Source organism: Nocardia sp. NPDC024068 (assembly GCF_040638875.1).
GTDB lineage: Bacteria > Actinomycetota > Actinomycetes > Mycobacteriales > Mycobacteriaceae > Nocardia.
Genome location: NZ_JBEZYU010000008.1, coordinates 20,505 through 45,627, shown reverse-complemented (window position 1 = coordinate 45,627; position 25,123 = coordinate 20,505). Strand labels below are relative to the sequence as shown.

General features: G+C 68.5%; 29 protein-coding genes. 20 read left to right on the top strand and 9 right to left on the bottom strand.

What is annotated here, in order from left to right; translation table 11 throughout:
- The first annotated feature begins 144 nt into the window (after nt 1–144).
- The 5 genes from AB0F41_RS10705 (at nt 145) to AB0F41_RS10685 (ending at nt 6,503) form a co-directional block, all read left to right on the top strand.
- The gene (locus AB0F41_RS10705) at nt 145–2,538 is read left to right on the top strand and encodes a nitrate- and nitrite sensing domain-containing protein (RefSeq protein ID WP_357422559.1); all 2,394 of its coding nucleotides are present in this window, start codon (nt 145–147) and stop codon (nt 2,536–2,538) included.
- On the top strand, nt 2,535–2,915 hold the full coding sequence (locus tag AB0F41_RS10700; RefSeq protein ID WP_357422558.1) for a DUF742 domain-containing protein: 381 nt from the start codon (nt 2,535–2,537) through the stop codon (nt 2,913–2,915). The genes AB0F41_RS10705 and AB0F41_RS10700 overlap by 4 nt, the downstream gene beginning before the upstream one ends.
- Before the next feature lie 194 nt (nt 2,916–3,109).
- Nucleotides 3,110–5,710 carry a nitrate- and nitrite sensing domain-containing protein gene (locus AB0F41_RS10695; RefSeq protein WP_357422557.1) on the top strand — a complete coding sequence of 867 codons (2,601 nt, stop codon included), beginning with the start codon at nt 3,110–3,112 and terminating at the stop codon, nt 5,708–5,710.
- Complete coding sequence (locus tag AB0F41_RS10690; RefSeq protein ID WP_357422556.1) at nt 5,707–6,126, top strand: roadblock/LC7 domain-containing protein; 420 nt, start codon at nt 5,707–5,709, stop codon at nt 6,124–6,126. Before AB0F41_RS10695 ends, AB0F41_RS10690 begins: the two co-directional genes overlap by 4 nt.
- Nucleotides 6,123–6,503, top strand: a complete 381-nt coding sequence (locus AB0F41_RS10685; RefSeq protein ID WP_357422555.1) for a DUF742 domain-containing protein — start codon at nt 6,123–6,125, stop codon at nt 6,501–6,503. The genes AB0F41_RS10690 and AB0F41_RS10685 overlap by 4 nt, the downstream gene beginning before the upstream one ends.
- 11 nt (nt 6,504–6,514) lie before the next feature.
- Here the strand turns inward: AB0F41_RS10685 and AB0F41_RS10680 are convergent, their stop codons facing one another.
- Complete coding sequence (locus AB0F41_RS10680) at nt 6,515–8,470, bottom strand: GMC family oxidoreductase (protein ID WP_357422554.1); 1,956 nt, start codon at nt 8,468–8,470, stop codon at nt 6,515–6,517.
- Nucleotides 8,471–8,710: 240 nt separating this feature from the next.
- On the opposite strand from AB0F41_RS10680, the gene AB0F41_RS10675 reads away from it, so the two are divergent.
- Nucleotides 8,711–9,076 carry a DUF4345 family protein gene (locus AB0F41_RS10675; RefSeq protein ID WP_357422553.1) on the top strand — a complete coding sequence of 122 codons (366 nt, stop codon included), beginning with the start codon at nt 8,711–8,713 and terminating at the stop codon, nt 9,074–9,076.
- Nucleotides 9,077–9,093: 17 nt separating this feature from the next.
- Here AB0F41_RS10675 and AB0F41_RS10670 read toward each other — a convergent pair whose 3' ends face one another.
- From AB0F41_RS10670 to AB0F41_RS10660, 3 genes are all read right to left on the bottom strand, one after another.
- Nucleotides 9,094–9,921 (bottom strand): DUF72 domain-containing protein, encoded by an 828-nt coding sequence (locus tag AB0F41_RS10670; RefSeq protein ID WP_357422552.1) that lies wholly within the window; start codon nt 9,919–9,921, stop codon nt 9,094–9,096.
- A 14-nt stretch (nt 9,922–9,935) separates the two neighbouring features.
- Entirely contained in the window at nt 9,936–10,739 is an 804-nt protein-coding gene (locus AB0F41_RS10665; protein ID WP_357422551.1) for an SDR family oxidoreductase, read from the bottom strand.
- 558 nt (nt 10,740–11,297) lie between these two features.
- On the bottom strand, nt 11,298–11,633 hold the full coding sequence (locus tag AB0F41_RS10660) for a cupin domain-containing protein (RefSeq protein WP_357422550.1): 336 nt from the start codon (nt 11,631–11,633) through the stop codon (nt 11,298–11,300).
- A gap of 70 nt (nt 11,634–11,703) precedes the next feature.
- Between AB0F41_RS10660 and AB0F41_RS10655 the strand changes: the two genes are divergently transcribed.
- Complete coding sequence (locus AB0F41_RS10655; RefSeq protein ID WP_357422549.1) at nt 11,704–12,678, top strand: helix-turn-helix domain-containing protein; 975 nt, start codon at nt 11,704–11,706, stop codon at nt 12,676–12,678.
- Here AB0F41_RS10655 and AB0F41_RS10650 read toward each other — a convergent pair.
- Both AB0F41_RS10650 and AB0F41_RS10645 read right to left on the bottom strand, forming a co-directional pair.
- Entirely contained in the window at nt 12,643–13,221 is a 579-nt protein-coding gene (locus AB0F41_RS10650; protein WP_357422548.1) for a hypothetical protein, read from the bottom strand. The two genes, AB0F41_RS10655 and AB0F41_RS10650, sit on opposite strands and share 36 nt — an antisense overlap.
- Nucleotides 13,218–13,601 carry a hypothetical protein gene (locus tag AB0F41_RS10645; protein ID WP_357422547.1) on the bottom strand — a complete coding sequence of 128 codons (384 nt, stop codon included), beginning with the start codon at nt 13,599–13,601 and terminating at the stop codon, nt 13,218–13,220. Before AB0F41_RS10645 ends, AB0F41_RS10650 begins: the two co-directional genes overlap by 4 nt.
- Nucleotides 13,602–13,759: 158 nt before the next feature.
- Between AB0F41_RS10645 and AB0F41_RS10640 the strand changes: the two genes are divergently transcribed.
- From AB0F41_RS10640 to AB0F41_RS10600, 9 genes are all read left to right on the top strand, one after another.
- A complete protein-coding gene (locus AB0F41_RS10640) occupies nt 13,760–14,641 on the top strand; it encodes a helix-turn-helix transcriptional regulator (protein ID WP_357422546.1) in 882 nt (293 codons plus the stop codon).
- Nucleotides 14,638–14,841, top strand: a complete 204-nt coding sequence (locus AB0F41_RS10635; protein ID WP_357422545.1) for a DUF397 domain-containing protein — start codon at nt 14,638–14,640, stop codon at nt 14,839–14,841. The genes AB0F41_RS10640 and AB0F41_RS10635 overlap by 4 nt, the downstream gene beginning before the upstream one ends.
- A gap of 136 nt (nt 14,842–14,977) precedes the next feature.
- Nucleotides 14,978–15,514, top strand: a complete 537-nt coding sequence (locus tag AB0F41_RS10630; protein WP_357422544.1) for a DUF3558 domain-containing protein — start codon at nt 14,978–14,980, stop codon at nt 15,512–15,514.
- 63 nt (nt 15,515–15,577) lie between these two features.
- Complete coding sequence (locus AB0F41_RS10625; protein ID WP_357422543.1) at nt 15,578–15,973, top strand: hypothetical protein; 396 nt, start codon at nt 15,578–15,580, stop codon at nt 15,971–15,973.
- An 83-nt stretch (nt 15,974–16,056) separates the two neighbouring features.
- Nucleotides 16,057–16,272 (top strand): DUF397 domain-containing protein, encoded by a 216-nt coding sequence (locus AB0F41_RS10620; RefSeq protein WP_357422542.1) that lies wholly within the window; start codon nt 16,057–16,059, stop codon nt 16,270–16,272.
- A 163-nt stretch (nt 16,273–16,435) separates the two neighbouring features.
- Nucleotides 16,436–16,957 carry a DUF3558 domain-containing protein gene (locus AB0F41_RS10615; RefSeq protein ID WP_357422541.1) on the top strand — a complete coding sequence of 174 codons (522 nt, stop codon included), beginning with the start codon at nt 16,436–16,438 and terminating at the stop codon, nt 16,955–16,957.
- A 92-nt stretch (nt 16,958–17,049) separates the two neighbouring features.
- Complete coding sequence (locus tag AB0F41_RS10610) at nt 17,050–17,409, top strand: hypothetical protein (RefSeq protein ID WP_357422540.1); 360 nt, start codon at nt 17,050–17,052, stop codon at nt 17,407–17,409.
- 2 nt (nt 17,410–17,411) lie between these two features.
- On the top strand, nt 17,412–18,695 hold the full coding sequence (locus tag AB0F41_RS10605) for a hypothetical protein (RefSeq protein WP_357422539.1): 1,284 nt from the start codon (nt 17,412–17,414) through the stop codon (nt 18,693–18,695).
- Nucleotides 18,692–19,555, top strand: coding sequence for an ESX secretion-associated protein EspG (locus AB0F41_RS10600; protein WP_357422538.1), 864 nt, complete (start codon nt 18,692–18,694; stop codon nt 19,553–19,555). Before AB0F41_RS10605 ends, AB0F41_RS10600 begins: the two co-directional genes overlap by 4 nt.
- A 15-nt stretch (nt 19,556–19,570) precedes the next feature.
- Here the strand turns inward: AB0F41_RS10600 and AB0F41_RS10595 are convergent, their stop codons facing one another.
- Together AB0F41_RS10595 and AB0F41_RS10590 are read right to left on the bottom strand one after the other, a co-directional pair.
- The gene (locus tag AB0F41_RS10595; RefSeq protein WP_357422537.1) at nt 19,571–20,773 is read right to left on the bottom strand and encodes a cytochrome P450; all 1,203 of its coding nucleotides are present in this window, start codon (nt 20,771–20,773) and stop codon (nt 19,571–19,573) included.
- Between the two features lie 110 nt (nt 20,774–20,883).
- The gene (locus tag AB0F41_RS10590) at nt 20,884–21,480 is read right to left on the bottom strand and encodes a TetR family transcriptional regulator (protein ID WP_357422536.1); all 597 of its coding nucleotides are present in this window, start codon (nt 21,478–21,480) and stop codon (nt 20,884–20,886) included.
- 133 nt (nt 21,481–21,613) lie between these two features.
- Here AB0F41_RS10590 and AB0F41_RS10585 point away from each other — a divergent pair, with 133 nt between their 5' ends.
- Together AB0F41_RS10585 and AB0F41_RS10580 are read left to right on the top strand one after the other, a co-directional pair.
- Nucleotides 21,614–22,012, top strand: coding sequence for a VOC family protein (locus AB0F41_RS10585; RefSeq protein ID WP_357422535.1), 399 nt, complete (start codon nt 21,614–21,616; stop codon nt 22,010–22,012).
- 65 nt (nt 22,013–22,077) lie between these two features.
- A complete protein-coding gene (locus AB0F41_RS10580) occupies nt 22,078–22,731 on the top strand; it encodes an AIM24 family protein (protein WP_357422534.1) in 654 nt (217 codons plus the stop codon).
- Between the two features lie 53 nt (nt 22,732–22,784).
- On the opposite strand, the gene AB0F41_RS10575 is transcribed toward AB0F41_RS10580, so the two are convergent.
- The gene (locus AB0F41_RS10575) at nt 22,785–23,354 is read right to left on the bottom strand and encodes an Rv3235 family protein (protein ID WP_357422533.1); all 570 of its coding nucleotides are present in this window, start codon (nt 23,352–23,354) and stop codon (nt 22,785–22,787) included.
- Nucleotides 23,355–23,598: 244 nt separating this feature from the next.
- Between AB0F41_RS10575 and AB0F41_RS10570 the strand changes: the two genes are divergently transcribed.
- Together AB0F41_RS10570 and AB0F41_RS10565 are read left to right on the top strand one after the other, a co-directional pair.
- Entirely contained in the window at nt 23,599–24,303 is a 705-nt protein-coding gene (locus AB0F41_RS10570) for a metal-dependent hydrolase (RefSeq protein ID WP_357422532.1), read from the top strand.
- A gap of 56 nt (nt 24,304–24,359) precedes the next feature.
- Entirely contained in the window at nt 24,360–25,073 is a 714-nt protein-coding gene (locus AB0F41_RS10565) for a VIT family protein (protein ID WP_357422531.1), read from the top strand.
- The last annotated feature ends 50 nt before the right edge of the window (nt 25,074–25,123 follow it).

Here is a 25,123-nt window from a genome sequence, read left to right as displayed (position 1 = left end):
TCACCGGCCGAGCGGGCGACTTGCTATGGTCTCCGGACGAAACCCTGTGCGTCGCGGGACTATGCAGCGACGCCGAGAATTGGGTGGTGGGCCGGGCGCCGGGAAGTCGTACGCGGCGCATCGCCGGGAACGAGTTGATCTACTGTGGCTGGTCTGCGGCGCCTACCCGGATCATTGGTCCGGGCGACCGGTTTCGGCGGCGGGGGATTTCGCGGCCGGGTCGGGATCCGCACCCGGATGCTCGCGATAGTCCTCGTCACCAGCATCACCCTGCTGGCGGTCGGCACGGGCACCGCCGGGTATCTGCTGTTCTCGAGCCTGACCGCGACCGTATGGGCCAATCTGATCAGCAGCACCACCACGCCGGTCATCTCGATGGTGCAGTCCTTCGAAGAGGAACGCCGGCTGACCCTGCTGTTCCTGGAAGGCGATCCGACGGCGGCGGACAAGCTGGTGGGCATCCGCAAGCGCTCCGACGACGCGCTGGCCGCGGTGATCGAGAAGGGTGAGGCGGCCCAGCGGCTCGACCCGGACGGATCGGCGGCCGAACTCGAAACGTTCCGCCCGCTCTACAACCGCGTTCCCGGTATGCGTGCCGCGATCGACACCCGGGTGGTGCCCCGGGAGGAAGTGTTCGCGTTCTTCACCGAGGTGATCGATACGATCTTCACCGCCTCGCTGATCGCGGCCCGGGTCGCGCCCGAGGCGAGCACCGCCCTCGAACTCGGGTACGGCGTCGAACCGCTGCGGGCCGCCGAGGCGCTGTCGAAGGCCGACGCGCTCGGGGTGGTGGCGGTGATGCGCGGCCAGATCACCCCGGGACAATTGCTGGAATTCACCCGGCACACGGGTGAATTCCGGGCCCAGGCGGTCTATTCCGCCGCGGTACTGAAGGGCGAGCGCCTCGACCAGTTGCGCGCGATCACCGACTCCCCCGCCTGGCGACAGCTGATCGCCGTACAGGACGCGGTCATTCTGCGTGGTCCGGTGCCCTCCCGTGGCTCGGCGAACGAGGATTCCGGCTCGGATTCCGAGCAGTCCACCCGGTCCGATACCGCCCTGCCGCTCACCGTCCCCGCCTGGCAGCAGGCGTCCCAGCAGGTCAACTCGGCCTTGCTGAAACTGTGGGAGGACCAGAGCCGCGACGCCCACGCCACCGCGCGCGCCGAGGGCACCACGACAGCGGCGACCTCACTGGCCGGCGGTATCGCGGTACTGCTGATCACCGGGCTCGCCCTCACCGCGGCGCTGTTGATGGTCAATCGCTTCGTCGCCCGGATGCGCCGGTTGCGCCGCGACACCCTGGAACTCGCCGACGAACGCCTGCCCGACATCATGCGCCGCCTCGACAACGGGGAGCAGGTCGATTCCGCGGCCGAGGTACCCACGCTCGACTTCGGCACCGATGAACTCGGTGAGGTCGCCGACGCGTTCAACCGGGCCCAGCTCGCGGCCGTCTCGGCGGCGGTCGCGGAATCGCGCACCCGGTCCGGGTTCCGGAGCGTCTTCCTGAACATCGCCCACCGCAGCCAGGTGACCGTGCACCGCCAGCTGACCCTGCTGGAACGTGCCGAACGCCAGGAGGAGAACGTCGAACAGCTCGAACTGCTGTTCCAGCTCGATCATCTCGCCACCCGGGCCCGGCGGCACGCCGAGAATCTCATCGTCCTCGGCGGCGAGAAACCCGGCCGCCGCTGGCGTAAACCCATCCCGCTGTGGGATCTGATCCGCGGCGCGGAAGCGGAGAGCCTGGATTACACCCGCATCCAGATCGGCCATATCAGCGATGTCCATATCGCCGGTCAGGCCACGGCCGACCTCATCCACCTGCTCGCGGAGCTGATCGACAACGCGACCGCGTTCTCGCCGCCGCAGTGCCAGGTGGACATCTCGGCGACAGAGGTCGGGCGCGGGGTCGCGGTGGAGATCAGCGATCAGGGCCTCGGCATGACCGAACCGGAGATCGCCGAGCGCAACCGGCTGCTGGCCGAACCGCCCGATTTCGGGGTCGCGGCGCTGACCGGGCAGACCCGTCTCGGACTGTTCGTGGTAGCCACTCTGGCGGCCCGCCACGAGGTCTCGGTCCGGCTGGCCGCCTCGGAGTCGGGCGGGCTCAAGGCGATCGTGCTGATTCCCGGCCCCCTCGTCGAGACCGGGGTTCCCCTCGAGGCGCCGGAGCCCGAACCCGCGCTCGCCGCAGCCGGATCGAAGAATCCGCCCGCGCGGTCCAACGGCGCCACCGCGGCTCCCGCCCTCGCCCTGGCCGCCGAACATGTCACCGACCAACTGCCGGCGCCTCCGGCGGCGGGCACGAAACCGCCGCTGCCCCGCCGGCGCCGCCAGTCCGCCGAACCCGATACCGGAGAGCGCCCGGCCGTCACTCCCCCGGCCGAGCCCACCGACCGCACGCCCGAGCAGGCACGCGATCTGTTCGCCGCGATCGAAGGCGGTACCCGCTCGGGTCGCAACGAGCGTGCCGGGAACGGCGACCGGCCGCGTCCCGGCGACGCGGATACGAACGGTGAGCGAGAGCCGTGAACCCACCCGACGACGACGAACCCTGGGACGAAGAGGTGGTCGGACCTGTCGTCCGGCTCTACGCGCTCACTCGCGGCCGGGGACGGTCGGGCGAGTCGGAACTCACCCTCGACACCATGGTGGTCGATACCAACGCCGGGCTGGCGCCCCGGCGTTCCGCCCCGGAATACGTCGCCATCGTGCGGCTCTGCCGGACACCGCAATCGGTGGCCGAGATATCCGCTCATATCCATGTTCCGCTCACACTCACCAAGGTGCTGATCGGCGATCTGATCGGGGACGGCAGGCTGGCCGTGCGCGCCCCGGCGCAGACCACCGGCAGCCAGGCCGACCTGGGCCTGTTGAAGACGATCGCCAACAGTCTGCGAGGTGGCTGATCCGGGTCGCCGGAAAACGCCGCGTGAACGCCCGGTGAGACCACCCGCTCCTGAGAGGCCGGCACGACTCTTTTTCGCTAGGGTCTGAGACAGATGGGGCATTGCCGGGATCACCGCAATGCAGGGAAAGTTGGGGCGACGAGCCGTGCCGACAACGTGGTGGTGGGGCTCCCCCGGGAACGAGGGGATCTACCTTGGCATTTCGGCTACCTCTCCCCGCAGTACTCACCAGGCGAATACGTTCCGGACGGGATCGCACCCGCGGCCGGGTCGGCATCCGCACCCGCTTGCTCGCCATCGTGCTGATCACCAGTATCGCGCTGGTGACGATCGGTATCGGCGCCGCCGCCTACCTGGTGCAATCCGGCCGTGACGCCACGAAATGGGCCGAACTGGCCAGCAGCACCACCACTCCCGCGATCTCCATGGTGCAGGCCTTCCAAGAGGAGCGGCGACTGTCGTCGCTCTACCTGGCGGGCAATCTCGGTGTGGCGCCCGCGCTGATGGACGCGCGCAAGGAGTCCGACCTCGCGCTGGCCGCTGTCGTCGCCAAGAACGACGCCGCCCAGCAGCTGAGTCCCGCGGGCTCGGAGGCCGAACTACAGGAATACGTCCAGCTCTTCGGTCGTATCCCCACCACCCGCGCGGCCGTGGACGCCCGCGCGATCCCCCGCGAAGAGGCGTTCGGCTTCTTCGGCGCGGTGATCGACACCATCGTCGCGGCCTCGATGCTGGCGGCACGGGTGGCCCCGAACGCGGGGCTGGCGATCTCGCTCGGTTACGGCGTCGAACCCCTCCGGGCCGCGGAGTCGCTGTCCAGCGCCGATACGCTCGGCGCGGCGGCGCTCACCCTCGATGAACTGTCCGCGGCGCAACTGGTCGAGTTCAACCGTTATGTCGGCGAATTCCGCGGCGAGATCGCGTATTCCACCGCTGTCCTGCGCGGTGACCGGCTCGCCCAGCTGCAGGAGATCACCGGCTCCGCGGCGTACCAGCAGGTGATCGCCATGCAGGACGCGATCATGCAGGGCGGCACCCGGCTCCCCGGCGAATCCCGGCAGAGCACCACCGAAACGGGCCGCGCGGGCACCGGCGACCAGTCGGCCGACGCCGAACCGGCGGCCCTGCCGATGGATATCAACACCTGGCAGCAGGCTTCCGGCCAGGTCACCGGACGGCTGCTGGAGCTCTGGGAGGATCAGAGCAATGACGCCCACGCCACCGCCCGGGCGCAGGGTGACGATACGGCGATGCGGTCGGTGGCCGGCGGCGCGGCGGTACTGCTGCTGACCGTGCTGGCCTTCCTCGCCGCACTGCTGCTGGCCAACCGCTTCATCGCGCGGATGCGCCGGTTGCGCAACGACACCCTGGAACTGGCCGATAAACGGCTCCCCGACCTCATGCAACGGCTCGACGAGGGCGAAGACGTCGATTCGGCCGCCGAGGTGGCGAAACTGGACTTCGGCACCGACGAACTCGGTGAGGTCGCCGACGCGTTCAACCGGGCGCAGGTCGCGGCGGTCTCCGCGGCCGTGGCCGAGGCCAAGACCCGGGCCGGTTTCCACACCGTCTTCCTCAATATCGCGCACCGCAACCAGTTGGCCGTGCACCGTCAGCTGGCACTGCTCGACCGGGCCGAACGCCGTGAGGAGAACGCCGACCAGCTCGAACTCCTCTTCGAGCTCGATCATCTCGCCACCCGCGCCCGGCGGCACGCCGAGAATCTGATCGTGCTCGGCGGCGAGAAACCGGGCCGCCGGTGGCGTAACCCGGTGCCGCTCTGGGACGTGATCCGCGCGGCGGCGGCGGAGAGCCAGGATTACACCCGTATCCACAGCGGACGTGTACCCGATATGCGCGTCGTCGGCAAAGCCGCCTCCGATCTCATCCATCTGCTCGCGGAACTGATGGATAACGCGACCACGTTCTCCCCACCGGAATCACGTGTCGAGGTATCGGCGACCGTGGTCGGCCGCGGCGTCGCGGTCGAGGTCGCCGACCAGGGCCTCGGCATGACCGAGGACGAGATCCAGACCCGTAACGAGGCGCTGGCCGAGCCACCGGATTTCGGCGTCGCGGCGCTCACCGCGGATACCCGCCTGGGGCTGTTCGTGGTCGCCACGCTGGCGGCCCGGCACGATATCTCGGTGCGCCTGGCCGAATCGGCGTACGGCGGTATCAAGGCGATCGTGCTGATCCCGACGGTGCTCACCGAGCCCGGCGGGCCGCACCCACTCGAACCCGCGCCGGTGGTCGATTCCACGCCACTCGCCGAGTCCAGCACGCCGGCCCGGCACACCGCCCCCGTGGTGCGTAACGCACCCGCGCAGCGCCCCGCGCCCGTACGGCACTCCGCGCCGGCGCCCCGGGCGGACGGCTCCGAGTCCGCCTGGCGGACTTCGTTCTCCACCCCACCGGTCCACGGCGGGCCCTCCGACACCTACCCGCCCGGCCCCTACGACTCCCCTCCCGGGCCGTACGACTCCCACGATCCGAGGTTCGATGTATTCGACCCACCGCGGCAGTGGCCTCGCCGGGACGAAGACCCGACAACCGCCGGGGCGCAGCCACACGGACCGGAGGACGGGAAACCGCCACTACCGCGCCGGAGCCGGAAGCCGGCCGATCCGGACACCGGAACTTTCCCGGCGGTCGCCGAGGCCCGGCCCCGCACCCCTGATCAGGCACGGAACCGGATGTCCGCGATCTCCCGGGGTAGCCGGTCCGGTCGCGCGCAGAACGGCCCGAACGGCGCCACCCCCGACCACCGCACTCGACGGGAAGGTGAACGATGAACGCTCCCGATCGCACCGATCTCAGCTGGCTCCTCGAAGAACTGGTCAGCGGACTCCCGGATGCCGAATCGGCGGTACTGCTGTCCACCGACGGCCTGCTGATGGGATATTCGTCCCGGCTCGACCGCGCCGACGCCGAACGGTTCTCCGCGATGGCGTCGGCGTTCCACAGTCTGGCGCGCAGCGCCGGGAGCCATTTCGACGCCGGCGGCGTCTGCCAGACCGTGGTGGAACTGGACCGGGCCGTCCTGTTCATCACCGCGGCCGGTGGTAACGCCTGCCTGGCGCTGCTGGCCGACGACGCGGCCGATATGGGGATGGTGGCCTACGAGATGAACCGCACGGTGATGCGGGTCGGCGCCCACCTGGGCGTCGACGCCCGGCCGTCGTATCCCCATGGTGCGAGACGGCGGTGAGTCCGCGGGACGACGACCTCTGGGACGACGAGGACGCCGGCCCCGTCGTCCGTCTCTATGCGGTGACCCGCGGCCGGGGCCGCACCGCCCGCCCCGAACTCACCCTCGATACCAGGGTGATCGACGTCGGGGCGGGGTTCGCGCCGCGGCGCACCGAACCCGAATATGTGGACATCATCCGGCTGTGCCGGGGGCCGCAGTCGGTCGCGGAGATCTCGGCGCAACTGAACCTCCCGCTGGCCCTGACGAAGGTCCTCGTCGGTGATCTGATCGATGACGGCCGGCTGGCCGTTCGCGCCCCGGTGGAGGTCACCATCGACCCGACCGGAGATATCGATATGTTGCGGACCATCGCGCAGAGCCTGCGGGGGTTCTGACGTCTGCTCTCTCAGTTCAGCCGCGCGGCCAGACGTTTCGCGTTCATATGGGCGATCGCCTCGATCGACACCATCGGGTTCACGCCCGACGCCGTCGGGAAGCAGGACGCGTCGGCGACGACGATATTCGGGACCTCCCAGGTGGCGCCGTCGGGGTCGGTGGCCGAAAGGTCCGGCGAACCACCCATCCGGGCCGATCCCATGATGTGCAGGGCGCCGAGCGCGCAGTTGCCGGGTCCGTAGCCCGCGGCGCGGGCGGCGGCGGTGAACTCGGCGTGCGAGCCACGCACGCCCGGTTCATAGGAGACGCCCGCCTGATGGCCGGAGAAGATGCGCCGGGCGCCCGCGGCCTCCAGGATGCGGGCGGCGCCCTCCACACCGGTGTGCAGGTGGGCGGCGTCGTAGTCGGAGAGACGATAGTTGACCGTCGGCTCGCCGTCCTTGCCCAGCACGACCGATCCGGAGTCACGGTCGCGGGTGATGATGCCGACGGCGTTGGTGCGGGCGAAGTTCACCAGGACATCGCGATGGTTCGCCGAACCCCGCCAGCTCATGAACCCGGTCGCCGATCCCGGCTGCAGCGGCCCGGTCTCGTAGATCACGCCGTAGCCGTTGCCGTCGAGGTCGGCGTCCTGGCGGCAGATCCGCGTCTGCATCCCGCCCTCCCAGGGCCGGATCTCCTCGTCGAAGAGTCCGAATACCGCCGAAGCCGGATGCAGCCGCAGGTAGCGCCCGATGTTGTCGTTCTTCAGCCCGGACCGCCGCAGCAGCGCGGGGGTCTGGATCGCGCCGGCGGACACCACCACCGCACGCGCCCGCACCTCGAACTCGACACCGTCGGCGGTGCGCACCGACACCGATTCGGCCTTACCGCCCCGCACCTCGATCCGCCGCACATCGGCGTCCACGATCAGCCGGGCACCCTTGGCGGCGGCGTCCGCCAGCCAGGTCTTGGTCACCGACTGTTTGGCCCCGACCCGGCAGCCGCTGCCGCACCGGCCGCATTCCACCCCGGCATCGCAGGCGTCGGTCACATTGCGCGGCAACGGATCCACCTGCCAGCCGAGGGCGCGCGCCCCCTTCTCCAGAGTGCTGTCCCGGACAGAGATGGTCGACCGCTGTTCGTTGACCCCGATCCGCCGGACCACCGCGTCGAGCGATTCGGTGAATTCGGCCTCGCCGAACTGTGTCGCGCCCAGGCCCGCCCATTCCTCCCGCACACCGTCGGGGGTCGCCAGCGAGGTACTCCAGTTGACGACGGTGCCGCCGCCGAGGCAGGTTCCCGCCACCAGCGAGATCTGTCCCTCCGCGGACGCCAGCGGCCCGGGCGCGTACAGCTGCTCGAGCCCGTCCAGTTCACCGGTGCCGAAATCCCGGTCGTCGTAGTAGCCGCCGCGTTCCAGGACCACGACATCGAGCCCGGCCTCGGCGAGCACCCCGGCCGCCGTTCCGCCTCCGGCACCCGATCCGACGATCACCACATCACAGGTGAGCGTGCCGGGTTCGGTGATGCGCTGCGGGGACAGGGCGGGCCGCGGCGCCGCGGCGAGTACGCCGGGCGGGCCGGGGTAGCTCATCTCCTTCCACAGCGGGTTGAATCCGGTCGGGCCGGGGGTCACGTTGTAGGCCAGCAGCGAGGCCTGCTTCAGGGCCTGGAAAACCGCCCGCACCGCGCCGATCCGGGAGTCCCCGAGACGCAGCATGGCGCGCTCCCGGCCCTCCTGGGACAACTTCGAATACCGTCGCGGACCCCATCCGGTGAGCAGCCCCGTCACCGGCGAATCCCAGATACCCAGCAACGTGGCCAGCTGTTTGGTATCGGCTTCCCGCGGATTACGTGCCAGGAGCTCGAGAACGGTATCGACGGCGCCGAGTTCGGAGGCCGACGGCAGCGTCGGTCCGTCACCCGGCAGGAACGTATCGCAGATCATTTCCAGCGCGGCGCGCTGCTTGCTGGTCGGTTTCATAAGCGTCCACCCTTCACAACTGCCGAAGTTCTACCACGGTGCGCGAATCCGCGCTCACTAACGGCGCCGAAACCAGGCAATTGGTTCTTAATCGAAGATGAATGGCTATTTACTTGGACCGCTCGGAACAGCGTCGCCGAGGCGCACACGCCGCCGCACGACACGCGGCACGTTTCCGGAAGCGCACCCCCGGCCGGCACCCGATGATCGAGAGGACGAACGTCGAACGAAAGGCAGAATATGCGCACCGTCGTACTGCTCGCGGCCGGAGTCTTCTTCGCCGGGATGGGGCTGTTCGCCCTCGCCTCCCCCGCTCGGCTCGTACAGCCGTTCGGGATCACCGCCGCCACCGCGGCGGGCCGTTCCGAGGTGCGGGCGGTCTACGGCGGTTTCGGGCTGGCCGTCGCCGGTGCCCTGTTCTGGTCCGCGACGGCCTCCGGTGAGCTGCCGCGGGGTGTCGTGGTCGCCGTAGCGGTCGCGCTGGCCGGTATGGCCGCCGGCCGGCTGCTCTCCCGGCTGTTCGACGCTCCGACCGCGTTCTACCCGGTGTGGTTCTACTTCTGGGTCGAGACGGTCGCGGCCGCGGCGCTCCTGGCCGTGAATTGAGTTCCTCGATGGTCCGGTCAGAACAGGGTCATCGGCTCCGTTTCCGCCGGGTCGGGGAGCGGTTCGAGGCCGGGGACCAGGTCGCCGACCTCGGCATGGAAACGGCGGGCCAGATCGCGCGACGAGGCGTTGTCCGGCGTGTGCAGGAAAACCGTCGGGGAGCGCCCCTCCCGCAACCATGCCGCCGCCTGCTCGACCCAGGGTCGCCAGCCCGCCACGGTCGCTTCGAGTTCGTCCCGGCCGTGGTAGCGCACGATCGGTGTATCGGTGAGTGCGACCATCCGCCGCGGTAACCGCGGTTTCTTGGACTGCGCCTCGTATTCCGCCGAACTCGCGGGCCGCTGCGCGAACAGCACCGTCGTATCGAACGGCACCCATTCCGCACCGGCCCGGCCCAGCGCCCGCTCGAGCTGCGCGGCCGCGTCCCGGTCGGTGAAGAACGCCGGATGCCGCACCTCCACCGCCGCCCGTGTTCCCGCGGGCATCTTCCGCACGAAATTCGCCAGCGACCCGAGATCGCCGGGGCCGAACGACCCCGGCAACTGGATCCACAGCGCGTGCATCCGCGACCCCAGCGGCTCCATGACGTGCAGGAAGTTGTTCATCTCGGCGTCCGCCCCCGACAGCCGCCGCTCATGGGTGACGGTTTTGGGCAGTTTCATCACGAACCGGAACCCGGGATCGGTCTGCTCCGCCCACGTCTGCACCGTCTTCCGGGCCGGTACCGCGTAGAAGGTGGTGTTGCCCTCCACCGCGTCGCACCAGCTCGCGTAACCGCGCAGTTTGTCCCCGGTCACCGGCCAGGCGCTGTGGGTCCACATGGCGCACCCCACGGACAACCGCATGCTCCGGCCTCCCGTCAGCGTTTCAGCCCGTGCATCCGCGCGACCACCTTCTCGACCACCGCCGCCGGCACCAGCCGGCGCAGCAGGAACACCACCGGCGCCCGGCTCCCCTTCGCGTACAGCGGTTTCGGCTTCTCCGCCGTGATCGCGCGCAGAATCGTCGCCGCCACCTCGTCCGGCCGCGTCCCGGCCCGCTCGTTGCGATCCAGGTGGGTCTGCATCGTCCGGAAATCCTCGGCGTACACCGAGTCTTCCCCGACGTATTTGGTGCGCCGCTCCCCGATCCCCGTCGCGATCGACCCCGGCTCCACCGTGGTGATCCACACCCCGAACGGCGCGGTCTCCAACCGCGCCGCGTCCGCGAATCCTTTGATCGCCGCCTTCGTCGCCACATACGAGGACCGATACGCCAGCGGGAAACTCGCCAGCATCGACCCCACCATCACGATCCGCCCGTATCCCCGCTCCCGCATGCCCGGCAGCACCGCCTGCGCCAACTGCACCGCCCCGAAAACGTTGAGCTGGAATATCCGCGCGATCGCCTCCCGCGGCAACTCCTCGACAGGCCCCGACTGACTCTCCCCCGCATTGTTGACCAGCACATCCACCGGCCCCGACGCCGCGGCGAACCGTTCGATCCCCTCCGGATCGGTGAGGTCCAGCGCCCGGTACTCCACCCCCGCGACCCGCACCGATTCGTCGACCGAATCCGGGTTCCGGCTGGTCCCGATCACCCGGTACCCCCGCTCGACCAGCAGCGCGGCGGTAGCCCGCCCGATCCCCGACGACGCCCCGGTCACCAGTGCGGTCTTGGTCATACGATCCCATCCTCGACGTTCCGGACCCATGGCTGCCCACCACCCGGTTCGCCAATCCTACGGATCGCCCTCCCCCCGGTCGAAGCCTCACCTTCGGCCCCGACCACCTCGCCTCCGCGCCCCCGAACCGGAATTTCCACGGCCGGCCCCGGCCTACCGGGCCGCGCAGAGCGCCGGTAGGCGGGCCCGGTCACATGACCAAGGCGCCGGTCAGATAGCCCAGCACATTCAGAAAGACGAGGTACTGCAGGAACGGAGGCATTTCGAGCCCTCTCGATAATCGATCGCGAGCAAGGATTCGACGTCTGCACCCGCCCGCTCCTACCGAAATCGCGGACACCACGAATGCATGCGTCACAGGGTTTTTCGGATCCGCCCGCACCACGGTTACAGCGAACCCTGCCCCCTCTTCCTGGGGCACGCCCACCGCACCCCCGCGATCGTGTCGCCGCTCCACCACTCGAGACGAACAGTGGTATTCCACAGCTCGTTCATCGAACGCGATCCCTGCCGCGCCGGACCGGTGACAGGTCGGCGGTGCGGGCCCGGCCTGCGGTTTCACCCCTGGGGATAGAAGAGGAACAGTGTGCAGCCGGTCCGGGTGGCGGGTATATGCCACGATTCGGCCGGTGCGTGCAGGAAGGTCCCGGCCGGGTAGTCGCGCGCGCCGTCGTTGAATACACCGGCGACCACATAGACCTCCTCCGGTCCGGGACTGTGCACATCGCGGCGCGGCCATGAGCTGCCCGGATCCATTTCCAGCACGTTGGCGTGCGCGCCGTCCGGCCCCTGCCAGAGGGGTCGGAGCCGGATCCCGGGGAACAGTTCACGGACCGGTGATTCGGTGACGGAAACGGCGCGGTAGCCGTCCTGAGCGAGGATTTCGGGATGCATGTCCCCACAGTGCCGAGCGCGGGCCACCCGGGACAGAGCCGAGCCGGACATCATCGGGTACTTTCCTGCCATGCATCGAGTGGTGGTCCTGGTCCGGCCGGTGCAGTCGACCTTCGAGCTCGGATGCGCCGTCGAAGTCTTCGGCACCGAACGGGCGGGGATCGAACAGCACTACGAATTCGATATCTGCACCGAAACCCCCGGGCAGGTGCCGACCACCGCCGGCTACGCCATCTCCGTCTCCCGGGACCTGTCGGCGCTCGAATCCGCCGATACCGTGATCATCCCCGGCTGGGACCCGGTGGAGGCGCCCCTGCCCGACCGGGTGTGCCGGGCGCTGCTGGATGCCCATGCCCGGGGCGCCCGCTTGGTCACGATCTGTTCCGGTGTGTTCGCGCTCGCCCGCACCGGACTACTGGACGGTCGCACCGCCACCACGCATTGGGCGCGCGCCGCGCAGTTGCGGCAGCAGTTCCCCCGCGTGCGGGTGGAACCGGAGCGGCGCTACGTGGATCACGGAGATATCGCCACGAGCGCCGGGGCGGGCGCGGGGATGGAGTTGTGCCTGCATCTGGTCCGGCGGGATCACGGCCCCGGGTACGCCGATCTCCTCGCGCACCATATGGCCCTGCCACCCCGGCGCGACGGCACCGCCCCGGCCTCTGCCGACCCCTTGGACAACCTGCTCACCTGGGCATCCGCGCATCTCGCCGAACCGCTGTCGGTGCACGATCTGGCCGCCCGACTGGGTGTTTCGCCACGCACGCTGGCCCGCCGCTTCACCGGCCGGTTCGGCACGAGTCCCGGTGCGTGGCTGCTGCGCCGCCGGGTGACCGAAGCGCGGACCCTGCTGGAGGAAACGGATCTGCCGGTGGAGGCGATCGCCGCCCGCGTGGGCCTCGCCTCCGCGGTGAACCTGCGCCGCCGCTTCCGCTCCCAGGTCGGCACGACGCCGGGCGCCTATCGCCGTGCCTTCCGATCCGGGCCGGCCGATCCGGCACCGGACAGCTCATATCTCCGGCCGGTGCGGACTCCCGAGTCGTAACAGGTGGGGATGGTTGGCCGCGTCGAGAGCGAGCGCCGCGGTCAGCAGCGAGGCGTCGACCGATTCGGGCAGACTCCACTCACCGGGCGCGACGGCGGGGACGTGGATCCGCACCGGATCCAGCTCCAGCAGATACCGGTCCACCACAGCCCACCACTGCCGGCCGGTCGCGTCGGCCACCACCGCGACGATCACGTCTCCCGCACCGGGCAGCTGCCCGGCGGCCAGCCGGACCCGGTCGGGAATATGACGGTTCTCCGCACCATCGGTGAGCTGATCGGCGCAGACGACGAACACCAGGCCGAAACCGAACATCCCGGGCCCGAGGATCTCGCGCAACCGTGCCGCCCGCAGGTGGATCGGATTGGGTTCGCCGGGACCGCGGTCACCGGAGAGGTCCACCGCCGCGCAGTCGCCGTCGATCGCGTCCCCGTCGAAGCGGAACCCGTACAGCATCGGCATCAGGCCGGTGGGCATGGACAGCAGGTACCGGGCGGTGATCTCCTCGACGACCTCGGCACCCGGGTAGCGGATCACCGTCATCCCGCCGCCTCTCCCGCCCGCACCCAGAACTGATGCCGGATCGCGTCCCACAGCGCCGTGAGCTCGGGGAACCGCTCCCGCATATCCGCGAGATCCGGGGCGTTGGCGGCATCGGTCACCGCCAGCACCGTGCGGTCGCCGACGATATCGCGCACCCGCAGGATTCGGATCCCGTGTTCCCCCCGCCACCACACCGCCCGCCACTGCCCCGCCTCGGTGCTGCGGGTGCCGACGGCGAATTCGTCACCGCCACCCCACAGCCGCGAACCGCTCGCCGGCCGCCGCCCGACAGCCCGGAAACCGGAATCGGCCACCCCGTCACCACGGTCCCGGGAACGGGATAGTTGCCTGGTCAGCGGGCTTCCGTGTCGCTCGTTCATATGGTTATGTTGCACCCCGCACGCCGCGCCCGAACGGCTCAGCGGGACAGTCCGATTCAGTTCGGGCAAACCCCCACAGCCCGGACCGACCGGCCAATCGCAGTAGTACGAATCGGACCGCATCCTGGGCCGTTTCGGACCATCGGGGAAGGGGAGATATGACACGAGGTGACCAGCCGGGCTCGACCCTGCCGCGCCGCCAACTCGGCCGGGCGCTGCGCGAAGCGCGGCAGGGGGTGGGGTTCACGCTGGAACAGGCGGCCCGGGAAATGGAGATGAGCAAAACCGCGGTGATCCGGATCGAGAAGGGGCACAACGAGAAAGTCCGGGTGCGGGATGTGGAGGAATTCGGGAGGTTGTACGAACTCCCGGACCAACGTATCGAGGAGCTGAAAGCCCTTGCGCAGCAATCCGCGACCAAATCGTGGTGGCAGGCGTCGCGGCATTTACTTCTGTCCGGTTACAACACCTATCTCGGACTCGAATCAGGGGCATCTCACCTGCGCTCGTACCAACCGGTGATCATTCCCGGACTGTTGCAGATTGCGCACTATGCCCGCGCGATCGAGCGCCCTGTCTTCCCAGGTGATCTACCAGAGGACCTGGACAACCGGGTGTCTGTCCGCGTGCAGCGGAAGGCGATCCTTACGCGGCAACGCAAGCCGATCACCGCCGAATTCATTCTTCACGAGAGTGTTCTGCATATTGTCGTCGGTTCCCATCGGGTAATGGCGGCGCAACTCCGCCATATTGCGGATCTGAGCGCTCTCCCCAACGTCACCGTCCGCATCTTGCCGTTCACGGCGGGATTTCCCGGGGCCGCAGCTCCGGTTCTTCCTTATATCTTGCTCGAATTTCCAGCTGAGAGTTCGGAACCACCGGTCGTGTACTGCGAAAGTCCCATCGGCTCGATGTTCTTCGAGGACGCTGCCGATGTGGCGCGGCACCGCGAGATCCACGAGGGTCTTCGCTCCGCCACACTGGATGAGCAACGATCGAGGGACCTCCTCAGGCGGACGGCAAGGAGATACGAGCAGTGACCGAAGAGCGATCGGGGCCGCAGTGGTTCAAGTCATCGCACAGCGGACCTGCCAACGAATGTGTAGAAGTCGCCTGGGTGGGTGCGGCGCAGGTGGGGGTCCGCGATTCGAAGAACCCGGCCGGGCCGTCCCTGCTGTTCACGCAGCGAGAGTGGGCGGCGTTCACGAGAAGCGTCCGGAGCAACGCCTCGAACGCGTAGTTCGCGTAATCATCACCGCAACGATGCCGCGCTGAGGCGCATAGCGGACCTGTATGGTTGTTCCTGATCTGTGTGGATAGTTCACACGCTCGGCAGGAGGGGCATGCGCACCGCGAGGAGACAGTACGCAGGGGTCGTGAGCGGAGCAGTCGTGATGGTCGGCCTGGTGACCGGGTGCGGGGTGACGGTTGATGGTGAGGCGGGTGAAAGCTCCTCCCCTACATCCGACGAGCAACACGTCCAATGGAATCCTTGTTCGGAACTTCCGGAGGAGGCCCTGCTCGCCACCGGCGCCGATCCGGCCAGTAAGGACGCCGACTTCGATGCGCCCGGAGATCGGGCCACCTACCGGATGTGTTCGTGGGATTCCGTCGACGCGCCATACTTCATCGGTGTCGGGGCCACTACCTTGACGCAGGAGCAGGTCCGGGGGAACACCACGGTAACCGGCTTCACTCCTGTACAGGTCGGTGACCGATCCGGGCTCACGTTCTATCCGAGTAGTGGCGAGCGTCCCATCCGCCGATGCTATGTGAGCCTCCCGATGCAGAACGGGATGCTCAACGTGTACGTCGATTGGCGCTATGGCGAGCACGACTCGATGCCCGAATCGCCGCCATGCGGTCTGGCCGTGAACCACACGCTGAATCTCGAGCCCTACCTGCCGAAATGATCCTAAGTTATCGATACCGGCGTCCGAGCGGGCGCCGTCAGGAGAGAAACTAAGGGGGGCAGCATGGCGCCGACCGAACAAGAAACCGCTCAGGCGACGATGTTGCAGCAGTGGCAGACGTTCAAAACGCAGGCCGAAAGCGGTGAGCTGCGGATGGACGCCGGGATCGGTCAGCAGTTGGCGGTCCGTTGCGATACGTTCATCGGACGGCTGCAGGAGATGCTGCGAGGCACCGACAGCCTCGGTTTCCTCGACGGCTTCGGCACTCTCCGGTCCGCCGACACGCTCAAGAACAAATTCGCCGGCAAAGCCGTCAACGACGCCGATTCCGCCGCCAACCGGTTGAAGACCGCCATCGACATCGCCACCCTGATGAAGGAAACCTTCGAACTGTCCGCGCGCCGGATCGAAGAAACCGATCAGTCGACCTCCACCGCTCTGGGCAACGCAGGAGTGTAGCCATGGTTTCCCTTTCTCAATGCGGCAACACTGGATGAACAGCACTCAATAGACCTGCTGAGGCAGGTGGCCAGGAGGTACGAGTGGTGACCGTTGACCGGACAAATACTCGATGGTTCAAATCTTCCCGCAGCCATCCCGCAGGCGAATGCGTCGAGGTGGCCTGGCTCGGCACCAGGGATGTGGGGGTCCGCGATTCGAAGCACCCGGGCGGACCGGCTCTGCGGTTCACCCACGGCGAGTGGTCGGCATTCACGGGCTGGGTTCGTAGCGGAAGGACAGGTTGGCCTTCCACCTGATTGTCCGGCAGCTCGCCCCTGGATGCCGCGCTGGGCCGAATATCCGGCCTGTATCGTGACGGGGGGATTTGTGTGGATGGCTCACACGTCGGGCAGGAGGGGCATGCGCACCGCGAGGAAACAGTTCGCAAGGGTCGCGGGGACCGTAGCACTCGCTGGGGCGATGGCCGGACCGGTCACCGGGTGCGGGGTGACGGTTGACGGCGATCCTGCCGCGGAGAGGCAGAGCACGACCAGCGGCGAACAGTTCGTCGAATGGAATCCCTGCTCCGAACTGCCGGACGAGGCATTGCAGGCTACAGGTGCGGACCCGGCCAGCAAGAGCACCGACTTCGATGCGCCGGGCGACAGGGCCACTTGGCGCATGTGCGCATGGAATTCGGTCGACGGTCCTTATTACATCGGTGTAGGAGCGACAACCATCCAGCAATCGGACATGTACCAGAACACGTCCGTGACGGGCATTACCGAAGCGCAGATCAACGGCCGAGCAGGGCTGACCTACTATCCCAGCACTTCCGAGGATCCGATTCGCGCCTGCTATGTAAGCCTGCCGATGCAGGGCGGGATGCTCAACGTGTACGTCGATTGGCGATACAGCGAGCGGAGTTCCCTGCCGGAGGCGCCGCCCTGCGGGCTGGCAGTCCAGCATGCGCAAACTCTCGAACCGTTCCTCCCGGAATGACGATATGACGCCGAAGTCCTGTACACAGCGGGTCCGGCCCTCGAATCTCGCGAAGGGAGAGTGCTGTGGCTGAGGAACCTTCGCAGTCACAGATGTTGCAGCAGTGGCAGAGCTTGAAGGCCCAGGCCGAGAGCGGAGAGCTTCGAATGGAAGCCGAAATCGGCGGGCAACTCGCCGCTCGATGCACCAACTTCCTCACACGACTCGACGGAATGCTCAGGCAGACCGATCGTCTGAGCTACGTGGACGGCTTCGGAACCCTCCGGTCTGCCGACACGCTCAAGAACAAGTTCGCCGGCAAAGCCGTCAACGACGCCGATTCCGCCGCCAACCGGTTGAAGACCGCCATCGACATCGTCACCCTGATGAAGGAAACCTTCGAACTGTCCGCGCGCCGGATCGAAGAAACCGATCAGTCCACCTCCACCGCTCTGGGCAACGCAGGAGTGTAGCCGTGGTTTCCCTTTCTCAATGGCTCGAACCGATCCTCGGCGGGCGGGACGAAGCATCGAAGAACAAGAGCGACGACACCCATCGCGCCGAGGACCAGAACACCACCTGGAATCAGGATCGCGCCGCTGTCGGCGGGGAGTGGTCCGGGCTGGTCGGCGAGTTCGGCGGACAGTTCGCGCCACCCGCCATCCTGGACAAGGACGGCTTCGCGGCCATGACCCATCAGCAGATCTGGGATGCGCTGAAGGACGTCAACTCGTCGGTGATCAACGATAAGGCGAGTGCTTGGCGGAACCTGACGACAGAGGCTCGTGCAGCGAACAAGGAGTTTCTCGACGGGGTGAACGCCGATCTCGAGGCCGGCTGGAACGGGCAATCCGGCACCGCGGCGGTCAACGGAGTGCGCGAGTTCAGTACCTCGTTTTCCGCGCTGGCGGCAGGTTTTCAGGTGGTCGCGCACGGTCTCGATCTCATGGAGGGCCATCTCGCCCAGGCCAAGGCTTCCGTAGGCGAACCCGATAACGTCACCGTCGGCGACACCATCATCAATGCCCTCCCGATGGACGATCTCCTCAAAACCCCCCAATACCGCGCCGACGAGGCCCAGGAAACCGCCCGCTGGGTGATGACCGCCTTCTACGAGCCCGGCGCCGCCGACGTCGACAGCAAGACCCCCGTCCTGCCGGAACCCAAACAACCCGTCGACGACGGCACCCAGCAGCCGGGCCCGTATCAGCCGAACGGCACCACCACCCAGCCCGCCGGTACCGACACCCAACCGCAGGGCACGAGCACCGACGACGGCACGAAGACCGAGGACGGCACGAACCCGGAGGGTCAGGGGCAAACCACCGGCGAAGACGATCCACAGTCCACCGACGACCCGCAGAGCACCACACCGCAGTCGACGACCCCGCAGTCGACGACTCCCGCCCTCACCACCGGAGCCCCGACGACCACCACACCGGGCACGCCGTCGGGCATACCGTCCGGAACCCCCTCGGGCACACCGCAGACCACCACTCCGTTCATCGCCGGTCAGACCTTGCAGGGCACGCCGAATTCGACGACGGGAACGCCCGCCGGAACCACGGCCGCGAACGCCGCCAATCGTGGTGCCCGCGGCGGTATGCCGGGGATGATGTCGCCGGGCGCCGGGCGCGGTAACGGCCGTGACGACGAGGACGAGCACGAAACCCCCGATTACCTGATCTACGACCGGGGTAGCGAACTGCTCGGAACCCAGCCGCCCGCGCTGCCTCCGGGTGGAGTGATCGGCGGGTGAACGACCTGCAATGGCGCCTGGACGGGGAGATGTTCCTCCAGGCGGTGCGGGGGTTCGGGCGGGACAGGTTGCCGTACCCGATCCGGGTGCTGCCGCTGGGGCCCTCCGAGACACCGCCCAGCGCCGACGACTACGAACAGTTCCGGGCGGAGGCCGCGCGGCGGCTGCGGGAGATCGCGGACGAGCGGTTGTTTCACGCCTTGCGGGTGCTGCTGGAACCGCAGGTCCGGGTGGAGGTGCACGGTGTTTACGACCGTGGTTTCGAGCGGGTGGTGCGGCTGCACGCCGGTATCGCCGGACCGGCCGCGACCCTCGCCGTCCAGACTCCCGGCGCCACAAAGGAATACGGGGGCGATATCGTGCTGCTGTCGGTTCCGGCCGAGCAGCTGGCCGACCGGCTGGTGGCGCAGTTACCGGGCTGCGCGGCGGGGCGTTTCGGCGCGGTGCGCGGGAGCCGGGCCGAGATCGGGCAGGTCGAATACGCCCGCCATCCCACCCGGATCTCCCGCACCGAGGAGATCAACCGGATCATTCGCCGGCCGCGTTCCGGTATCGGCGAGATCGGCGTTTTCGCCGGTCCGGCGATCGACGCCCGCCCCACCGGTAATCCGCACGGTTTCCACTGGATGGACTATCTACCCCAGGACGGCCGGTACCTGCTGATCAACCACACAAAAGAGGATTTCACCCTCACACCGGGGAGTCCGCAGGAGATCACCCACCGCCTCCGGCAGGCGATCACAGCTCTTCGGCCGGGCCCGGAGCCGAAACCGGCGCCGGGCCGGGCGATCCCGGAGCAGTCCGCCGACTCGGACGACGACTACTACCGGGAACGCAACCGCCGGGGCTGGCTCGCCTGACCGGCGCCGGGTTCCTCACCAGGCCACGAGCAGTTCCTCCGGACCCCGCACCAGCAGACCCGTCTTCCACGGGATCTCCGCCACCGGCACGCCCAGCCGCAGCGCCGGGAATCGCTGCATCAGCGCTTCCAGCGCGACCTGGAGTTCCACCCGGGCCAGCTGTGCGCCGAGGCAGTGATGCGCTCCGTAGCCGAACGCGATATGCGGGTTGCGCTGCCGGGTGAGGTCGAGCGTCTCGGAGTCCTCGAAGACGGATTCGTCGCGGTTGGCGGCCTGAGTGTTCACGAACACCGCCTCCCCCGCGCGCACCGTGACCCCGCTGAGCACCACATCCTCGGTCGCCACCCGGGGCTGGCCGCCGCCCGATCCGAGCTGCACATAACGCAGCAGTTCCTCCACCGCGCCGGGGATGAGTGCGGGGTCCGCGCGCAGCATGTCCCAGTACTCCCGTTGGGTGAGCAGCAGATACGTGAAGTTGGCGATCTGGTTGGCGGTGGTTTCGTGGCCCGCGATCAGAATGCCGACGCCCAGGTTCACCAGTTCCTTCTCGCTGAGCCGATCGTCCTCGTCGCGGGCGGTGACCAGCGCGCCCAGCAGATCGTCGGTCGGCCGCTGCCGGCGTTCGGCGACCAGTTCGGCGAGGTAGCCCTCGAGGGAGTCGCGGGCATCCTCGATCTGCTGGCGGGTGTAGGCGGTGGTGGACAGGATCGCGTCGGAGAAATCGCGGAAACGGTGCTGGTCACGCGGGGGAACGCCGAGCATTTCGCAGATCACCGTGACCGGTACCGGGAGCGCGAAGTTCTGCACCAGATCGGCCGGGGCACCGGCGGATTCGAGGGTATCGAGCGCGGTGTCGACGATCTCCCGGGTCCGCGGCCGCAACTCCTGTACGCGCCGGGCGGTGAACGCCTTCGCGACCAGTTTGCGCAGCCTGCTGTGTTCGGGTGGGTCCAGGCTCAGCAACGAGTCGGCGCGGGCGGGCGCCGGAGTGGCGCGCGGGATGTCCTCGCGGCCGACGGTCACCGCGCGGCTGAACCGGGGGTCGGCGAGGACCAGTTTCACATCCTCGTACCGGGTGACCAGCCACCCTTCGCCGCCGTAGGGCAGTTCGACCCGGGATACCGGCTCCTCGCGGCGTAGTCGCGCGAAAAGCGGATCCATATCGAGACGGACCGGTTCGCCGAAGGGGAATCGGCGAACCTCGGTGTTCACGGTCATGCGGGTCTCCCTTCCCGGGGCGCCCGGCGCCGGGCGCGAGACTATGTAAGCGGCAGCTTACTTAGGCAGGGTAAGGGGTTTCGTGAGGCGGGGTCAACGATCCCGCCGCGTTACGCCGGAGGGAATTCCGCGTCGTTGCGTTCCAGCAGCACCCCCGCCGCCCGCAGCACATGACCGGCAATCTCCGCTGGATCGGAGCTGTTCAGCGGCTCCCGACGCAGCACCGACCGGACCAATCCGATCCCCAGCAACCAGGCCAGCAGGAGGTCGGCACGCAGCTCCCCGTCCGCGCTGTCGGTGAGCGAGGAGAGTGCGCGCAGATACTCCTCCCCCAGTTCGCGCCGGATCACCGACGCCCCCTCCTCGTGTCCGCTCGACCGCAACGCCGCCTGCAACCAGCTCCCGGGCGAAACTCCCCCACCGGGTTCGAGCACCCGTTCCAGCAACCGGGACAGCAGCGCGTCCACCGGCCCGGCCTCGAGCACCGACCGTCCCCGATCGGTCATCGTCGCCCGGAACAGTTCGTCCTTGTTCCCGAAGTACCGGAACAACAGCGCCTGATTCACCCCCGCCCGGGTGGCGATATCGCGCACGGTCGCCCGCTCGTATCCACGTTCGGCGAACAGTTCCTGCGCCGCCGAAAGGATCGCCACCCTGGTCGCCGCGGCATCCCGCCGCCGGCCCTGCGGCTCGTCGCCGACGGTCATACATCCTCCGCTCCTGGTCGGACCAGCAGCGTAGAACACGGCCGATCAGGGCAAAGCGGGCAGCTCGCCGGGAACCGGCCGCCGGAACCCGTCCTGGACGGACCGCCGGAACAGGCCTTAGGCTCGGAGCATCATGTCCGACCTCCTCGGGATCAACCATCTCACCCTGGCCACACCCGACCTCGACCAGCTGGTCGCGTACTACACCGGCCTCCTCGGCGCCCGCCTCGCCTTCGAACGCGCCGCCACCGGCGCCGATCCGCGTTTCGCGGTCGTCGACGTCGGCGGTGCCGACCACCTGATGATCGTCGAAGCCGCCGCGGCCGCCCCCGCGGGCCCCGACGCGCTCGGCCGCGCCGGCTGGGGACTGCGGCTGGCGAACTACGAACAGCTCTGCGAGGTCCGGGAACGGATTCTCGGCGCCGGATTCCCGGCCGGTCTCATCGAAACCCTGCCCACCCAGTGGACGATGACCGCCGAAGATCCCGACGGCCGCCCCGTCGATATCCGGGCCCACCGCCCGCTCAACTGACCGGCACCGCCCCGGCGTCCCCGTTTCCGCACCCGGCGCCGGGTCCCGTGCGGCACGATCGATATATGCAGAGCGAACTCTTCTCCGCCGAGAACATGGCCCAGCCCGCGACCGCCCCCGGCCTCACCCGGCAGAGCGCGAAATCGCTCAAATACGCGGTGAACGGCAACTGCCTCGCCCGCCAGGGATCCATGGTCGCCTTCCGCGGCAACCTGCAGTTCGAGAAACAAGGCCAGGGCGTCGGCAAGTTCCTGCAACGCGCGTTCACCGGCGAAGGCGTACCCCTCATGTCGGTGCGCGGGCAGGGCGAAGCCTGGTTCGCGCATTTCGACCGCAACTGTTTCATCGTCGACCTCGTCCAAGGCGACGCACTCACCCTCAACGGCCGCAACGTCCTGGTCTTCGACGCGAGCCTGCAATACGACATCCGCCTCGTCCAAGGCGTCGGCATGACCGGCGGCGGCCTGTTCAACTGTGTCTTCACCGGGCAGGGCCGGCTCGGGCTGGTCTGCGCGGGCGTGCCCATCATCATCCCCGTCCAACCGCAGGCGCCGGTCTTCGTCGACACCGACGCGGTGGTCGGCTGGAGCGCCAACCTCCAGACCTCCCTCAACCGCTCGCAATCGTTCGGGTCGATGGTGCGGGGCGGGTCGGGTGAGATGTTCCAACTCCGCTTGGACGGCGAGGGTTTCGTCATCGTCCAACCCAGCGAAGCCTGATCCGGTCAGGGCCGCGCCGGGGTATTCCCGCACCGGCCGACGGGCCCGCGGTGTCACATGAGACGCAGGGCCGTCACCGTCCAGCCCTTTCGCGTATCGAGTTCGATCCGTCCGGCGATGGCGAGCCGCCGGGGACCGCGCTGATACATCGCCACCAGTTCGGCGGCGCGCTCGCCGGCCGGGAGGAGGCGCACACTGGTCAGCGCGGCCGCTCCGAGCGTCCGGCTCGGAACGTGGTCGCCTGCCACCAGCGTTCCGATCGCGCGGACGAGCGCGGGCGCGCACAGCGTCGCGAGTTGGGCGACGGGACGCCGCCGGTCCAGCACCTCCAGCAGGATCCGCAGGGTTGTCGTGGCGAATTCCTGGGACCCGGGCGGCGCCGGGCGCCGTTGGGCGGTATGCGCGGCCCGCTGGGCCCGCCGGATACCGGCCGGGGCGCTGCGATTGGCGCGGAGGGACGGCCGGTCGACGCGGCCACACGCGGCCGGGTTCTCGGAGCGCGTGGCGGACGGTGTGCTCGCCGGCGCCGCGGACTCCCGATCCGGTGTGGAACCGGCGGCCGGCGAGCCGCTGGACGGCTCGAATCCCGGTACCCGGTACAGAATCGGCTGGAAATCGTTCATAGGCCCCCCCTCGGCAACCGGATCCCCCCTTCGGTGACCCGACGGCGACAGCATTGCATCGATCACCGACTCGGTACAGCGTTCCCGCAGGTCGATTCGCCGAAAGTGCCACGGGCACGGCGTGTCCCACGCTGCGGCGGCTTCGGCGCGTCGCACCGGGTCTCGCGGTGGGTGGGCATGTCGGTATCGATTGCTAGTTTGGATCGCTACGTAACCTTCACCTCGCGAGACCGGAGAGTTCCTTTTGCTCGGCCATTCCCATGCCACCAGCGGCGCGCTGGCATTCGTCACCGCCGCTACCGTCGTTCCCGTCGAGGTCATGGAGGCCGTGCGCGGACCCGTGGATATCAGCGCGCTCGAATTGGTCCTCGGCGCGCTCATCACGGCGGGCGCGGCGCTGGTCCCGGATATCGACCACCCGGGCGGAACGATCGGGCAGTCGCTGGGGCCGTTCAGCAATGTGGTGGCCAAGGGGGTGGCGGCGGTATCGGGCGGGCACCGCAAGGGCACGCACGGTCTGCTGTTCGTGCTGCTCGCCGGGTGGGCCACCTGGGCGGGCGTGACCTATCTCGGCCGGTACTTCACCCTGGCGATCATCTTCATCATGCTGGCCTTCGGTATCCGGGCCCTGCATCTGACCCCGAAAGGCGACTCCATCCGCGCCTGGGGTACCTGTGTGCTGCTGGCGGGGGCGGGGACGGTGCTCATGGATCGCTGGCTTCCCGACGCCCCGTACTGGCTACCGTTCGCGCTCGGGCTGGGCGCGCTCATCCATATCGCCGGTGACTGCCTGACCGACCGCGGCTGTCCGCTGCTGTGGCCGCTGAAACCGCGGCTGGCGCTGCCGATCATCTCCCGGACCGGCAACAAGGTGGAGACCTGGGTTCTCACGCCGCTGATGGGTCTGGTGACCGTCGGCCTGCTCTACGTCTACGCGGTGCCGAACTGATGCCCACCCCGGAGTCGGCCTACCCGAACCTGCGAATAGTGGCATAGCCTGCAGCTATGGCCGAGCGGATCGATGACAGCTACCTGCCGCAACGCGGCCTCGCGTCCAAACTCAACTGGTTGCGGGCCGGTGTGCTGGGCGCCAACGACGGCATCGTATCGACGGCGGGCCTCGTGGTCGGGGTGGCGGCCGCCTCGTCGGACACCGATACGATCCTCACCGCGGGCATCGCCGGGATCAGCGCGGGCGCCATCTCCATGGCGGTCGGTGAATACGTTTCGGTGAGCACCCAGCGCGATACCGAGAAGGCACTGCTGGCGCAGGAACGCCGGGAACTCGCCGACGATCCGCGCGACGAGTTGAACGAACTCATCGCCATCTACCACGCGAAGGGACTGTCCGCCAAGACGGCGCGGCAGGTGGCCGAGGAGCTGACGGCCTACGACGCGTTCACCGCCCATGCCGAAGCCGAACTCGGCATCGATCCGAAGGAGCTGACCAACCCCTGGCATGCCGCCTTCTCCTCGGCGATCTCCTTCACCCTGGGCGCGCTACTGCCGCTGCTGGCCATTCTGTTGCCGCCCACCGCGGTGCGGATCCCGGTGACGATGGTGGCGGTACTGCTGGCGCTGGCGCTCACCGGCTCGATCAGCGCGCGAGTGGGCGGCAGCAGCCGGGCGCGCGCGGTGGCCCGGGTGGTGCTCGGCGGTGCGCTGGCGATGGCGGTGACCTATGTGATCGGCCAGGCGGCCGACGTGGCGGGTATCTGAAATGTCACGAATTCTGTTGTCAGGTCGGTATTTATCGGAAGTGAACCAGC